The organism is Nocardioides anomalus, assembly GCF_011046535.1.
GTDB classification, from domain to species: domain Bacteria; phylum Actinomycetota; class Actinomycetes; order Propionibacteriales; family Nocardioidaceae; genus Nocardioides; species Nocardioides anomalus.
In genome coordinates this window covers 1,541,990-1,555,365 of sequence record NZ_CP049257.1, presented here as the reverse complement: position 1 = coordinate 1,555,365, position 13,376 = coordinate 1,541,990, and the positions used below count along the sequence as shown (strand labels likewise).

The 13,376-nt window shown below is 76.4% G+C and carries 13 protein-coding genes; 5 read left to right on the top strand and 8 right to left on the bottom strand.

The window, feature by feature from the left end; translation table 11 throughout:
- Positions 1-23 precede the first annotated feature (23 nt).
- Genes G5V58_RS07870 through G5V58_RS07860 form a run of 3 tightly spaced genes read right to left on the bottom strand, consistent with a single transcriptional unit; the run spans position 24 to position 2,602 of the window.
- A complete protein-coding gene (locus G5V58_RS07870; protein WP_165230767.1) occupies positions 24-659 on the bottom strand; it encodes a TMEM175 family protein in 636 nt (211 codons plus the stop codon).
- Between the two features lie 9 nt (positions 660-668).
- Positions 669-1,367, bottom strand: coding sequence for a response regulator transcription factor (locus G5V58_RS07865; RefSeq protein WP_165238775.1), 699 nt, complete (start codon positions 1,365-1,367; stop codon positions 669-671).
- Positions 1,368-1,378: 11 nt separating this feature from the next.
- Positions 1,379-2,602 carry a sensor histidine kinase gene (locus G5V58_RS07860; RefSeq protein ID WP_165230764.1) on the bottom strand — a complete coding sequence of 408 codons (1,224 nt, stop codon included), beginning with the start codon at positions 2,600-2,602 and terminating at the stop codon, positions 1,379-1,381.
- Between the two features lie 112 nt (positions 2,603-2,714).
- Here G5V58_RS07860 and G5V58_RS07855 point away from each other — a divergent pair, with 112 nt between their 5' ends.
- The 4 genes from G5V58_RS07855 (at position 2,715) to rpsT (ending at position 4,676) form a co-directional block, all read left to right on the top strand.
- Positions 2,715-3,632, top strand: a complete 918-nt coding sequence (locus G5V58_RS07855; protein WP_165230761.1) for a phosphotransferase — start codon at positions 2,715-2,717, stop codon at positions 3,630-3,632.
- Positions 3,629-3,931, top strand: coding sequence for a hypothetical protein (locus tag G5V58_RS07850; RefSeq protein WP_165230758.1), 303 nt, complete (start codon positions 3,629-3,631; stop codon positions 3,929-3,931). The genes G5V58_RS07855 and G5V58_RS07850 overlap by 4 nt, the downstream gene beginning before the upstream one ends.
- Positions 3,932-3,944: 13 nt before the next feature.
- Positions 3,945-4,295 carry a hypothetical protein gene (locus G5V58_RS07845; RefSeq protein ID WP_165230755.1) on the top strand — a complete coding sequence of 117 codons (351 nt, stop codon included), beginning with the start codon at positions 3,945-3,947 and terminating at the stop codon, positions 4,293-4,295.
- 120 nt (positions 4,296-4,415) lie between these two features.
- On the top strand, positions 4,416-4,676 hold the full coding sequence (gene rpsT, locus G5V58_RS07840; RefSeq protein WP_165230752.1) for a 30S ribosomal protein S20: 261 nt from the start codon (positions 4,416-4,418) through the stop codon (positions 4,674-4,676).
- A gap of 73 nt (positions 4,677-4,749) precedes the next feature.
- Here rpsT and holA read toward each other — a convergent pair whose 3' ends face one another.
- The 5 genes from holA to G5V58_RS07815 form a co-directional block, all read right to left on the bottom strand.
- A complete protein-coding gene (holA, locus tag G5V58_RS07835) occupies positions 4,750-5,715 on the bottom strand; it encodes a DNA polymerase III subunit delta (protein WP_230487164.1) in 966 nt (321 codons plus the stop codon).
- A gap of 33 nt (positions 5,716-5,748) precedes the next feature.
- On the bottom strand, positions 5,749-8,106 hold the full coding sequence (locus G5V58_RS07830) for a DNA internalization-related competence protein ComEC/Rec2 (RefSeq protein WP_230487163.1): 2,358 nt from the start codon (positions 8,104-8,106) through the stop codon (positions 5,749-5,751).
- Between the two features lie 1,022 nt (positions 8,107-9,128).
- Positions 9,129-9,587: a helix-hairpin-helix domain-containing protein gene (locus tag G5V58_RS07825; protein WP_165230749.1), complete on the bottom strand. Its 459-nt coding sequence runs from the start codon at positions 9,585-9,587 to the stop codon at positions 9,129-9,131.
- 581 nt (positions 9,588-10,168) lie between these two features.
- Positions 10,169-11,023 carry a DegV family protein gene (locus G5V58_RS07820; protein WP_165230746.1) on the bottom strand — a complete coding sequence of 285 codons (855 nt, stop codon included), beginning with the start codon at positions 11,021-11,023 and terminating at the stop codon, positions 10,169-10,171.
- Positions 11,024-11,033: 10 nt separating this feature from the next.
- Positions 11,034-11,870, bottom strand: coding sequence for an alpha/beta fold hydrolase (locus tag G5V58_RS07815; protein WP_230487162.1), 837 nt, complete (start codon positions 11,868-11,870; stop codon positions 11,034-11,036).
- 50 nt (positions 11,871-11,920) lie between these two features.
- Here G5V58_RS07815 and G5V58_RS07810 point away from each other — a divergent pair, with 50 nt between their 5' ends.
- Positions 11,921-13,375, top strand: coding sequence for an AAA family ATPase (locus G5V58_RS07810; RefSeq protein ID WP_165230740.1), 1,455 nt, complete (start codon positions 11,921-11,923; stop codon positions 13,373-13,375).
- The last annotated feature ends 1 nt before the right edge of the window (position 13,376 follow it).

Genomic DNA, 13,376 nt, shown 5'->3' with positions numbered 1-13,376 from the left:
GTCGTGGGAAATCCTCCCACGGGTCAGGTGGACCGCCGATTCCTCAGGGACTCGACCAGCGCCTTGAGCCGGCCCTCGGCCGCCAGGACCAGGATCGGGACGTAGCTCGTCGCCGGGAGGAGCAGCATCACCGCCAGCGCCACCAGGAGCAGGAGCGCGGTGAGCAGGCTGCCCAGCGGGCCCTCGTACGCCGCGCCGTCGGTCAGCTCCGGGTGGCGCTGGACCTCGGCCCGGAGCCCGGCGTTGAGGAGGACGCCGAGGGCGACGGTGCCGACGTAGAGCACCTTGACCGTGGCCTGCCCACCGGACGCCGCGACCAGCGAGGTCGGGAACGGCAGCACCACGATGGTGAACGCCCACGTCAGCAGCAGCGTGGTGGTGCGCGCGTTGCCCACCACCAGCGGCGCGACCGCGTGGTGCTGGCCCAGCCAGATCCGGGCGATGACGTAGAAGCTCAGCGCGACGGCCCACAGCTCGTCGGAGTGGTCGCGCAGCAGGTCGGCGGCACGGCCGCCCTCGTGGAGCTCCGGCGCCAGCTCGACGAGCGGCAGCACCAGCAGGGTGATGGCGATCGCGACGATCGCGTCGACGAAGGTGAGCAGCCGGTCCAGGTCGCGGTGCCGCTCGCGCTCGACCGCCCCACCCGCCGCGCTGTCCACGGCCGCAGACTAGGGCGTGGGCCGGGGCGTCGCGCCGCGCGGCGAGACCAGGCCGTGGTCGAAGGCGTAGACGATGGCGGCGGCCCGGTCGCGCAGGTCGAGCTTGGTGAAGATGCGGCCGATGTGGCTCTTCACCGTCACCTCCGAGATGAGGAGGGTCGCGGCGATCTCGCCGTTGCTGAGGCCGCGGCCCATGAGCTCGAGGACCTCGCGCTCGCGGGCGGTCAGCTCCTCGACCGGGCGGCCGGGCGGCGCACCGGTCTCGGCGCTCCGGTAGCGCTCCAGGACCCGGCCGGTGACCGCGGGGTCGAGGAGGGCTTGGCCCGCGGCGACGGCCCGGACGCCGCGGACCACGTCCTCGGCCGCGCTGTCCTTGAGCAGGAAGCCGGCCGCCCCGGCGCGCAGGGCGCCGGAGAGCAGCTCGTCGTCGTCGAAGGTGGTGAGGACCAGGACCGGCGGCGGGTCCGGTACGCCGCGCAGCGCGGCGGTCGCCTCGATGCCGCTCGTCCGGCGCATCCGCAGGTCCATCACGACCACGTCCGGGCGCAGCCGGCGCACCGCGTCGACCACCTGGTCACCGTCCTCGCACTCCCCCACCACCGTGAAGCCGTCGCGGGGGCGCAGGATCCGGGTCAGGCCGGAGCGGACCAGCTCCTGGTCGTCCACCAGGAGCACCCGCACCCTGCTCGGCTCGTCCCCGTCGTTCATGTCCCCGTCGCTCACGTCCGGGCCGCCTGTCCGTGCCGGGTCCGGCGGGGACGCTCCGGCTCCGGCTCCGGCCGGGAGCGCGGCAGGTCCACGCGGACCTCCCAGCGGCGGCCCTCGGGGCCGGCACTCAGCCGGGCGCCGAGCTGCTGCGCGCGGGCCGCCATGCCGCTGAGACCCGAGCCGCCGGCGTTGCGGCGTACGGGCCGCGGCAGGGTGTTGGTCACCACCAGGCTCGGGTCGTCGCCGAGGTCGAGGCGGACCTCGGCGTGCGAGCCGGGCGCGTGCTTGGCCACGTTGGCCAGCGACTCCTGGACGATGCGGTAGAGGCCGAGCCCGGTGGCCTCGGGCACGCCGCGCGGGTCGCCCGCGGCGTGGAGGGTGACGTCGACGCCGGCGCGCTGGAACTCCGCGACCAGCGCCGGGAGGTCGGCCAGCCCGCGCGGGGCCGCCTCGCCCGCGCCGTCCTGGCCCAGCAGGTCGACGGTGCTGCGGATGTCGGCCATGGCGCGGCGGCCCACGCGCTCGGCCTCGCTCAGCGCGTCGAGCGCCTCGCCCAGGTCGCCGCTGCCGGACGCGGCGTCCTCGAGGTCGCGGCGTGCGGCGGTCAGGTGGAGCATCGTGACGCTCAGCGAGTGGCCGACCAGGTCGTGCACGTCGCGGGCGATGCGCTGGCGCTCCTCGAGCACCGCCTGCCGCTCGCGCACCTGGTGCTCGCGGGCCTGGGCCTCGATCCGCAGCTGCTGGGCGCGCAGGATGAAGCCCATGTCCAGGCCGACGACCACGGCTGCGGCCCAGATCGCCACCTCGGCGCCGGCCATGTCTCCGCCCAGCCCGGCCGCGACGACCACCGCCTCGCCGGCGACCAGGACCAGCAGGCCGCGGCCCACGCCGGCGACCGCGGTGACGTGGCCGACCATCAGGACCATGAGGAACGGGACGACCTCGTAGTCCACCGGCCGGCTCAGCATCAGCGTCAGCGTCGCGCCCCCGGTCAGCACCACGAACGCCACCCACGTGTGGTCGCGGCCCCACAGCTCCAGCACCCACGGCACCAGCGCGACCAGGACCAGCGCGGCGGCCAGCGGAACGCCGTCGCCCCAGCGCTGCAGCACCGCGACGGCACCGGTGAGCAGGGCCGCGGAGTCGATGAGCGCGGCGATCCAGAGCGGGTAGTCGGGCAGCCCGCGCGCCACCCACTCCCGCTTGCGCCGCTGGATGAACGCCGCGAGGCTCACCCGCCGAGGGTAGGGCCGCCCGCGCGTGCGCACATCCGTCTCCGGTCGGAGCCCTGGCGGGACGCTGGTGACCCGGTGGCCGCCCGAGGTCGGTCCCGGCGAGGATGACCCGGTGTCCTCCCACATCCCGCACGGCCGGACCGCCCGCCGCCTGGACTGGGTGTTCCTCCCGCCCCGGGTCCGCGCGGAGGTCGAGGGCCGATTGGGGTCGGCGGTGGTCGAGGCCGCGTCTCAGGACGCCGGGTTCACGCCCGGGTTCGCCTCGGTCCTCACCTGCGCCGACGGCAGCCGGCACTTCGTCAAGGCGGCATCGGTCAAGGCGCAGCGGATGTTCGCCGACGCCTACCGCGAGGAGGCCCGCAAGCTCGGCGCGCTGCCCGCCGAGGCGCCCGCTCCGCCGCTGCTGTGGAGCGTGGAGGTCGACGACTGGTTCGTGCTGTGCACGCAGTACGTCGAGGCGCGCCAGCCCGCCCGACCCTGGCGCGAGGACGAGCTGGCCCTGTGCCTGCAGACGCTCGCGGCCGCCGTACCCGTGCTGACGCCACCGCCCCTGCCGCTGCCGACCGCGGCCGAGGAGTTCGCGGCGTGGCCCGCGCTGTGGGACGACCTCGACCTCCCGCACCGCGAGGAGGCGAGCGCGCTGGCCGCGGCGTTCGCCTCGGTGATGGCCGGGGACACCGTCGTCCACACCGACGTGCGCGACGACAACATCCTGCTGACCACCGACGGCCGGGCGCTGCTGTGCGACTGGAACTGGCCGTTCGCGGGCGCACCGTGGCTGGACTCGCTGTTCCTGCTCATCGGGCCGCGCGGCGACGGCGTGGACGTGGAGGCGGCCATCGCGGCCAGCCCGCTGCTGTCCGTGGTGCCGGCGGACTCGGTCGACGTGGTGCTGGCCCTGGTGACCGGCTACTTCTTCACCAGCGCCGCCCAGCCCGTCCCGCACACGTCGCCGCACATCCGCGAGGCCCAGCGCTGGCAGGGCGAGGCCTGCTGGGCGTGGCTCCGCGAGCGGCGGGGGTGGACGTGACCGCTCCTCGCGCGGTCGGCGCCGAGCTGGGCGCGCCGGTCGTCTCGGTCGCCGAGCAGGCCGGCGGCACGTCCCCCGGCTGCGCCACCCGCGTGGTCACCGCCGAGGGACGGCGCGCGTTCGTCAAGGCCGTCGGCGCCGACCTCAACCCGCACACGCCGACGCTGTTCCGTCGCGAGGTCGACGCACTGCGGCTGATCGGCACCCATCCGCTGTGGGCGTCGCTGCTCGCGCACACGACGACGGAGAGTGGGTCGCGCTCCTGCCCGAGGACGTCGAGGGGACCACACCCGACCTGACCGACGACGCCACGTGCCCGACCTGCCGCCCGACGCCGTGCCGTCGTGGGTCCGCGCCCGGCTGCGCGACCTCGAGCCGCTGGTGGACGCGTTGCTCGACGTGCCGTCGGCCAAGCTGGACGGACCCCCTCCTGGCGCGGCTGGAGCGGGTGGACTCGCCTGGTTCGACGCGTCGCTGGCCACCTCGCCCGCCCTGGCCGCCGCCGGCGAGGACCTGCGCACGGCGTGGCTGCTCGGCTTCGGCGTGCACGCCGCCTGGCGGGCCCACACGGCGGTGGACCAGAACCTGCCCACCCTGAGAGCGTTCCGCCAGGCGGAGTCGGCGAGGATGTTGGCCGCCGCGGGTCGCCGGCTCGGCCGCTGAGGCCCGCCGCACGATTTTGGGGCCGTCGCAGCCCGCTGTTACCGTTGTCCGTCGCGCTGGCGTCCTGTCGCCGCGCCCCCGAACTCCAGACCCAGTCCACCACGCACCGAGAGAAGCCCAGTGGCCAACATCAAGTCCCAGATCAAGCGCAACAAGCAGAACGAGAAGGCGCACGAGCGCAACAAGGCCGTGAAGACCGGCCTCAAGACCGCTGTGCGCAAGTTCCGCGAGGCCGCCGAGGCGGGCGAGACCGAGCAGGCCCAGACCCTGGCCCGCGACGCCGCGAAGAAGCTGGACAAGGCCGCCTCCAAGGGCGTCATCCACAAGAACCAGGCCGCGAACCGCAAGTCCGCGATCGCCAAGAAGGCCGCGTCTCTCTGAGGCCCTCTGCGCACGACCCGCTCTCCAGGGAGCGGGTCGTTCTGCATTTCCCGGCGCGGTTCCCGACCGTCGGCTAGCGCGGCTCGCGCAGCCCGGTGATGGTGAGCACCAGCCGTTCGAGCGTGTAGTGGGCGTCGGAGGCCGCGCCCTTGATGTCGGCGTCGGCCTGGGCCACCGCCCGGATGGCGTGGGCCAGCCCGGTCTCGGACCAGCCGCGCGACTGCTCGCGCAGGGTGCGCAGCTTCCACGGCGGCACGCCGACCGCGCGGGCCAGGTCGGCCTCCCTCATCCGCGCGGGCGCGCCCTGGTAGCGGGCCAGTCCCCGCACCCCGCCCGCGAAGGCCGAGGTGACGAGCACCGGTGGCGTGCCGCCGTCGAGGGCCCAGCGCAGCTCCTCCAGCGCCGCCTGCCGACGGCCGCTGAACGCCGCGTCGGCCACCGCGAAGGACTTGGCCTCGGCCCGGCCGCCGAAGTACTTCTTGACCATCGACTCGCTGATCGACTCCCCCGGGAAGTCGTGGGTCAGCTGGTGCGCCGCCGCGGACAGCGACCGCAGGTCCTGGCCCACCGCCTGCACCAGCGTGTCGGCAGCCTCCCGGTCGATCCGCGCCCCGAGCGCGCCGACCTCGGAGGTGACGAACTGGGGGTACTCGCTCGGACGCAGCTCGGCCGACTTCGACTCCGTCACCGCCGGCAGCTTGCGCAGCTTGGTCAGCACGCCGCTGCCCCGCTGCCCCCCGGAGTGCACGAGGACCAGCGCGACGTCCTCGGCCGGCGCGGCGGCGTACTCCAGCAGGCCGTCCACCGACTCCTCCGGCAGGTCCTCCAGGGCACGCACGACCACGCAGCGCACCGAGCTGAACAGTGACGGCGCCGCCAGCTCCCCGAAGGTGGCCAGGGTCAGGCCGGCCGCGCGGGTCTCGGAGAACTCCGCCTCGGGGTCGGCCGTGCGGACCGCGTCGCGGACCGTCGCCACCGTCCGCTCACCGAGGAACTCCTCCTTGCCGGTGACGAGCGTGATGCGGCCCAGGACGTCCACGGCGGCCAGCCTAGGTGGTGGTGCCGACGGTCCTCACCGGCTGGTGACCACCTCCGGCTCACCGCCGTCCACGACGACGGCGAGGTCGCCGTCCTGGTCGGTGCGGTAGAGCGCGGCACCGTCCCGCTCGAGCGGCTCCATCGCCGACGCCGCCGGGTGTCCGTAGTCGTTGTCGGCGCCGACCGACACGAGCACGTCGCGCGCGTGCAGGCTGCGCAGCCACTCCTCGTCCTGGTGGGCGCTGCCGTGGTGGGGCAGCTTGAGCACGTCCACCTCGAGCCCCGGCCACAGCCGCGCCAGGGCCTGCTGGCCCTCCGGCTCGATGTCGCCGGTGAGCAGCAGCCGCAGCCCACCGGTCTCGACGAGCAGGACCACGCTGGCCTCGTTGGCCGTCGACCCGTCGCCCGGACCGCGTTCGGCCTGGTCCGCCGGCGGCCACAGCACCTGGAACCGGGCCTGCCCGACCGCGAACGTCCGCCCCTGCGCCACCTCCTCCGGTCGTACGCCGGCCTCCGCCGCCGCATCCACTACCTCCCGCACCCCGCCGGGTGGGTCCTGGAGCCGGGTGGTCCACACGCCGCCCACCTCGCGGCCACCCAGGGCACCCTCGATGCCGTCGACGTGGTCGGCGTGGAAGTGCGTCAGCACGGCCACCGGCACCCGCTCCACCCCGAGCCGGTCCAGGCACCGGTCGACCGCCCGCGCGTCCGGTCCCGCGTCGATGACCACCGCGGTGTGCGGCCCGGCCGCCACCGCCAGGGCGTCGCCCTGCCCGACGTCGCAGGCCACGAGGAGCCAGCCGTCCGGCGGCCAGCCCAGCCGCGGCGGCCGGGCCAGCACCGCCACCACCAGCAGCGCGGCCAGGACCAGGCTGGTGATCGGGTTGCGCAGCAGCCGGGGGCCGACGAGGGCGATCGCGACGGTGGACGCCGTCAGCGCCGCGAGCGCCACCGGCCCGGTCCCCCACCCGATGGCCGCCGTCGGCAGCGCCGCGCCGTGCTCGGCCACCGTGATGACCCAGGCCACGCACCAGGACGCCAGCGTCCCGGCCACCTGCCCGACCGGCGCCCACACCAGGGTCAGCAGGCCGCCGGCCAGGCCCAGCACCGTCGCCGGACCCACCACCGGCGCCACCAGCAGGTTGGCCACCACCGCCACCAGGCTCACCTGGCCCGACAGCGCGGCCACCAGCGGCGTGCAGGCCAGCTGGGCCGCGGCCGGCACCGCCACCGCCTCGGCCAGCCACCGCGGCAGCCACCGGCCCAGCGCGTCACGCCACGCCGGCGCCAGCAGCAGGATCCCGCCCGTGGCCAGCACCGACAGCGCGAACCCGGCGCTCACGGCCAGGGTCGGGTCGAGCAGCACCAGGACCACCACGCTGCCGCCCAGGGCCCGCAGCGCCTTGTGGCGCCCCGCCGTACCCATGGCCAGCAGTCCGATGCTCCCCATGACCGCGGCCCGCAGCACGCTCGGCTCGGTGCGCGCCATCAGCACGAACCCGACGATCCCCGCCGCCGCGACCAGGTGCAGCCACCGCCCGCGCACCCCGGCCCAGCGGGCCAGCACCAGCAGGAACCCGACCACCAGCGTGAGGTTGGTGCCCGAGACGGCCAGCAGGTGGGTCAGGCCCGTGGTCCGGAACGCCTCCTGCAGCTCCGGGTCCACCGCCGCGTCGTCGCCGTCCACCAGCGCCGGCACCAGCGCCCGCTGGTCCGCGGGCCGCCGCGCGACCGAGTCGCGCAGCGCCTGGCGGACCGCCCCCGCCCCGCGCCACCAGACGTCGGGCCGTCGGCTCGTCCGCGGGTCGCCGCTGGCCTTGAGCAGCGCGCTGACCTCGCGGTCGTCGTCCGCCGTGACCAGTCGGCCGTGGACCTCGACCTGCGCCCCCAGCGCCGGCCGCGCCCTGTCGGCCCCGGCCAGGACCAGCACCTGCGCCCGCAGCTCGAGCGTCTGCCCCCGTCCGGTGACCCGCCCGACGGCCAGCCGCCAGACCACCTGGTCCGCGAAGCCGCCCTGCACGGTGTGCGGGTCGGAGGCGACCGTCCCGACGACCGTGACCGCCGCACCCTCGCCGGCCAGGACCGCGACCGGGTTGTGCGCCGTCCGCTCGGCCCGGAACGCGGTGACGCCCGCGGCGGCGAGCGCGACCAGGAGGAGGGCGGCCACCGCGACCCTGGCCGCTCGGCGCCGTACGGCGAGGGTGGCCCCGGCCGCCGCGCTGCTGATGAGGACGGCCGCCAGGACGCGGCCGGTCGTGAGCGAGGCGGCCAGGGACCCCAGCCAGGCGGCGGCACCGAGCAGGGGCATGCGGAGGTCGAGGCGCTCGTGGAGGGCGGGCGCCTCATCGGGGTCGTGGCCGTCCGCGGCGTGGCCCTCGGCGGCGTGGCCCACGGCGGCGTCACGGCCGTCGGGGTCGTGGCCGTCCGCGGCGTGGCCCTCGGCGGCGTGGCCGACGGCGGCGTCACGGCCGTCGATGTCGGTGCCCTCGGCGGGGGGGCGTCGGGGTTGCTGTGCCCGGCGGCACCGCGGGTGGGACGGGCGTCGGCACCGGTCGTCACCTCGCGGCCGGGCGTGGACGGCATCGAGCGTGCACGCTCCGGCGGCGGCGCCCATCGAGGGCGGCCTGCGCCGCGCGGCGCGGCGCGCCCGGGTCGGCGTGCTCGGCCCGACCGCGCCTGCGCGTCCGTGCGGCCGAGGCGCAGGGTCGCCGTCGGCGGGGCGAGGCGAGCGCAGGCGGCGCTGGCGAGTGGAGCGGTTCTCTCGCCGAGTGCCGTAGCGCGGCCTTCAGCGGTGACACCAGGTTGCGGCGGCACGAGGTCGGATGCGCGGAAGGCGCGGTGGAGCGCGGCCGCGCAGACGGCGGGCAGACCCCCGCGTACGACGGGCGGCGCGGGGCACGGAAGGCGCGCGCGGGCGCTGCCCGGCCACTGAGATGGCGGGCGAGCGCGGCCGTGCGGTCGGCGTCCGTGCTGTCCGACGGCGGGGCCAGGCGAGCGCCGGCGGCCAGCGCGGGTGAGGCGGCGCTCCCGGGAAGGGCGCGAGAGCGCTCAGCAGCGGTCACGGGGCGCCTTGGCGACGCCACGTCCCTGGTGCAACCCGCGCGGCCCAACAGCCCGGCCCACTTCGCAATCAGCAGGTCGGGGGCGCCGGGAAGCCCGGCGGTGCAGCCGGCGGCCCAGGGCGACGCCGCGTTGTCGGCGAGGCCGGCGCTGCCGCGCTGAAGCGTGGCGGCGCGGGCGGCGCCCGAAGTCGATGTCACGCCTTCAAGGGCGGCCGGCGCGGTCGCGGAGGAGCGCAGCGGCGCGGTCAGCCCGCCGGGTCGGCCACGGCGCGGTGACCATGGCGCCGGCGGGGAGGGCGGACGCCGCCGCGGTGCGGGGTGGCGGGCAACGGAGGACGGCGGTCACGGGGGGTCAGACCGTGACGTAGGGCGCGAGCTTGCCGAGGGTGACCTCGCCGATGCCGTCGACCTCGAGGAGCTCGTCGACGCTGGAGAAGCCGCCGTGCTGGTCGCGCCAGGTGAGGATGGACTGGGCGGTGACGGGGCCGACGTCGGGGAGGGTGTCGAGGTCGGCCTCGGTGGCGGTGTTGAGGTTGACCACGGTGGCGGGGGTGCCGGGGGCGTTGCCCGCGGACGAGGTCGAGGTCGCGCCCGAGCCGGAGCCCGCGGGGGGCGGTGAGGCCGCGGCGGCGAGGCCGGTGGGTGGGTCGGTGCCGACGAGGACCTGCTCGCCGTCGACGAGGACGCGGGCGAGGTTGAGGCCGGTGAGGTCGACGCCGGGCTTGGCGCCGCCGGCGGCCTGGAGGGCGTCGACGACGCGGGCGCCGGCGTCGAGGACGGCGATGCCGGGGTGGCGGACCTTGCCGGCCACGTCGACGGTGACCGCGGCGGGAGCGGGCGAGGCGGCGCCGGACGGGGGGCGCGGCCGAGGCGCCGGCCTCGACGACCGGCTCCACGGCGGGGGCGTCGGAGACGAGCGCGCGGGCGGGCGCGGCCGCGAGGTCGTCGGCGGGGTGGGCCGAGCCGCGCACCAGCCACCAGGCGGTGACGGCCAGGGCGAGGGCGACGACGACCGCGACGACGGCCAGCTGCGGGGCGCCGAGGCTCAGGTGCGCGCGGTCGGCGAGGTGGCGACCCGGCACGCGGGTCGGCCCGGGGAGCGGGCGGGCGGCGGGGCGCGCCGCGGGCCGGGGCGAGGCGGTCCGGGTGTGCTCGTCCCACCACGAGGCGTCGGTCGGGTCGACGCGGGGGGCCGCCTCCGGCCGCGCGGTTCGTACGCCGGCCAGGTCGTTGCGCAGCTGGCTCAGGCGCCGGTCGAGGTCGGCCTGGGAGAGGTCGGGTGGGCGGGTGCGCATGGGGGGAACGTAGGCGGATCCGGCGACGGGTGTCGGGGGTGCGGGCGGGGCCTGTGGAGAACCCGGTCGGGGGCGTCGGCTGTGGAGAGGCGGTGGCTCAGAGCAGCGGGGCGACGCACACCGCGAGCATCCCGGGGCCGACGTGGGCGCCCAGGACGGCGCCGAGCTCGGCGCAGCCGACCTCGCGGCCCTCGAGGTTCGGGGCGAGCCGGGTGGCGAGCTCGGTCTGGAGCTGGCCGGCCCGGTCGGGCGAGGCCAGGTGGGCGACGGTGACGTCGCAGGGCGCCGACCCGGCCGCGGTCACGGCCAGCTCGGCGAGCCGCGCGAGCGCCCGCCCGGAGGTCCGGACCCGCTCCAGCGAGGCCACGCGGCCATCGGTGATGGTGAGCAGCGGCTTGACCGCGAGCGCACCGCCGAGCAGCGCGGCGGCGGCGCCGATCCGCCCGCCCCGGCGCAGGTACTCCAGCGTGTCGACGTAGAACAGCGACGAGCACAGCGCGGCCCGCTCCGCCGCCGCGGCAGCGGCAGCACGAGCAGAGGCACCCGAGGAGACCGCGTCGGCCGCCGACAGCGCGGCGTACCCCGTCGCCACCCCGACCTGCCGGCTGTCCACCGCCACGACGGGCACCGGCGCGTCCCGGGCCGCGAGCTGCGCCGACTCGAACGTCCCGCTCATCTCCGAGGACAGGTGCACCGAGACGATCTCGGTGGCGCCGGAGGCGGCGAGCGAGGAGTACAGCTCCAGCAGCGCTGCCGGCGTCGGCCGGGAGGTCGAGACCGGCCGGAAGGCCTTGAGCGCCTCGGCCACGAGCTCCGGTGTCGCGCCCTGGGAGCCCTCGTCGTACACGTCCGCCCCGATCACCACCTGCAGGGGCACCACCACGATCCCGCGCTCGGCGGCGACCTCCGGCGACAGGCACGCCGTGGAGTCGGTGACCACCACGACGGACATGGACGCGAGGCTAACCGGTCGTCGTGCGCTCCACGTGAGCCCGCAGGCTCAGCGCGATGCCCTCGGGGTCCGCGCCGGGCTGGCCGGCGACGAAGCCGCCGTGGTGGCTGGGGAACTGCGCCACCGGTACGCCGACCGCGGCCGCCACCGCGCGCCCGCCCCGCGCGGCGAGCGTGTCGCCGGAGCCGGTCCCCACCGCGACCACCAGCCGCTCCCCCAGCGCCCCGAGCGCGGCCACGTCCGGTGCGTAGCGGTTGCAGGCCGGCATGTTCCGGATCAGTGGGTTGGTCCGCGAGCCGTCGTCCTCGGCCGACAGCCCGAAGGCCGTCGGGTCGGGCGCGGGCCGGGCCAGGTAGGACCGGTCCACCTCGCCGTCGTGCAGGACCAGGGCGATGAACTTCGCCATGGCCGGCCCGTCGCCGGAGCGGTGGTACGTCGCGACGATGTCCTCGAGTGCGGACAGCACGTGCTCGGCGTCGGGCAGCCCGACGACCGTGGGCGGCTCGTGGGCCACCACCGCGCCCAGCACCTCCGGGTGCAGCTCGGCCAGGCGCAGCAGGTTGACGGCGCCGCCGGAGGTGCCGAAGCAGTCCACCGGTCCCGCGTCGAGCGCGGTGATGAGGCGGTACAGGTCTTCCGCGTGCTCCTCGGGCGTCAGCGGCCCGGTCCCGGCCGGGTTGCGCCCGGCTCCCCGCGGGTCGAGCGTCACCACCGGCCGGTCGGGGAAGAACGACACCAGCGTGGCGAACTCGGCGGCCTCCATCGGCGAGCCGAACAGCAGCAGCGGCGTCCCCGCGGAGAGGTCACCGCGCACGTCGTGGGCGAGGAGGTCGGTCGTCGAGGCCATGCCTCTCCGACCCCGGAAACCCGCTGGACTCATCGCCCTAGGGTGACGAAGTGAGAATCGTCTACGCGAACGCCGGCGGACCGGCCGGCCATCCCGACGCGTCGCCCGAGCTGGCCGACGTGGGCCGCTACGCCCGCCGGGTCGTCCGCCGGTTCGTGGCCCAGGCCCGTGCCGACGAGCAGCCGACGTTCCGCTCGATCGTGGCCGAGCACCTCGGTCGCGGGGTCGAGGACCTGCCGGTGACCGAGGAGGGCTGGCCGGGCTACGAGCACGTCAACGTCCAGCGCGCGCTGGACGCCTGGCTGGCCGGGGACGGCCGCGAGCACCGGCTGGTCGGGCTCACCGACTACCGCCACCGCGGTCAGTTCGGGCTGGGCGACCTGCTCGCCGCCGACGAGGTGTCGCGGATGCACGCGACCCGGCCGGGGGCCACCACCCGCGTGGCCCGCGCCTCCGGTCCGGACGGCGCGACCGAGGAGTGCCTGCGCGCCGCCCTGGTCCTGGCCAGCGACGGCGAGGAGCGGCTGGCGGCGCTGGTCCGCGGCCCGGACCACGAGTCCGACCAGAACGGCGTGCGCGTCGAGGTCGTGGCCACGAGCGACGAGGCCGCGCGCGCGTTCACCCGGTCCCTGCGCGACCTCGCGCTGGAGCGCAACGTCTACCGCGGCCAGGTCGTGTCCTTCGGCCGCGACATGTTCGGCGAGCGCGGCTCGCTGCTGAGGTTCCGCACCCGCCCGCGCGTCGGCCAGGACGCGCTGATCCTCCCCGAGGCCACCTTCGGCGACATCCGCCGTCAGGTGGTCGGCGTGGCCCGCAGCCGGGACCGGCTGCGCGCGGCCGGGCAGCACCTCAAGCGCGGGCTGCTGCTCTACGGACCGCCGGGGGCCGGCAAGACGCACACCGTGCGCTACCTGATGAGCGAGCTGGCCGACACCACCATCGTCGAGCTCACCGGCGAGAGCCTCCACGCCCTGCGCGAGGCGTGCTCGATCGCCCGGTCGCTCCAGCCGGCGATGATCGTGGTCGAGGACGTCGACCTCATCGCCGAGCAGCGCGACCACTACGGCGGCGAGACGCCGATGCTGTTCACCCTGCTCAACGAGATGGACGGCCTCGACGAGGACGCCGACGTGGTCTTCCTGCTCACCACCAACCGGGCCGACCTCCTCGAGCCGGCCCTGGCCGCGCGGCCCGGCCGGGTCGACCAGGCCGTGCACGTGCCACTGCCGGACGCGGCGGGCCGGCGCCGGCTGCTCGACCTCTACCGGGGTCGGCTCGAGCTCGACGCCACCCGCCTCGACGACGTCGTCGAGCGCACCGACGGCGTGACCGCGTCGTTCCTCAAGGAGCTGCTGCGCCGCGCCGCCGTGGTGGCCGCGGCCGAGGGCGACGACGCCGAGATCCGGGTCGGCGCCGACGACCTCGACGCCGCGCTCGCCGACCTCCTGGACACCCGCAACGCGATGACCCGCGCCGTGCTCGGGTTCCAGGAGGAGACGCCCTAGG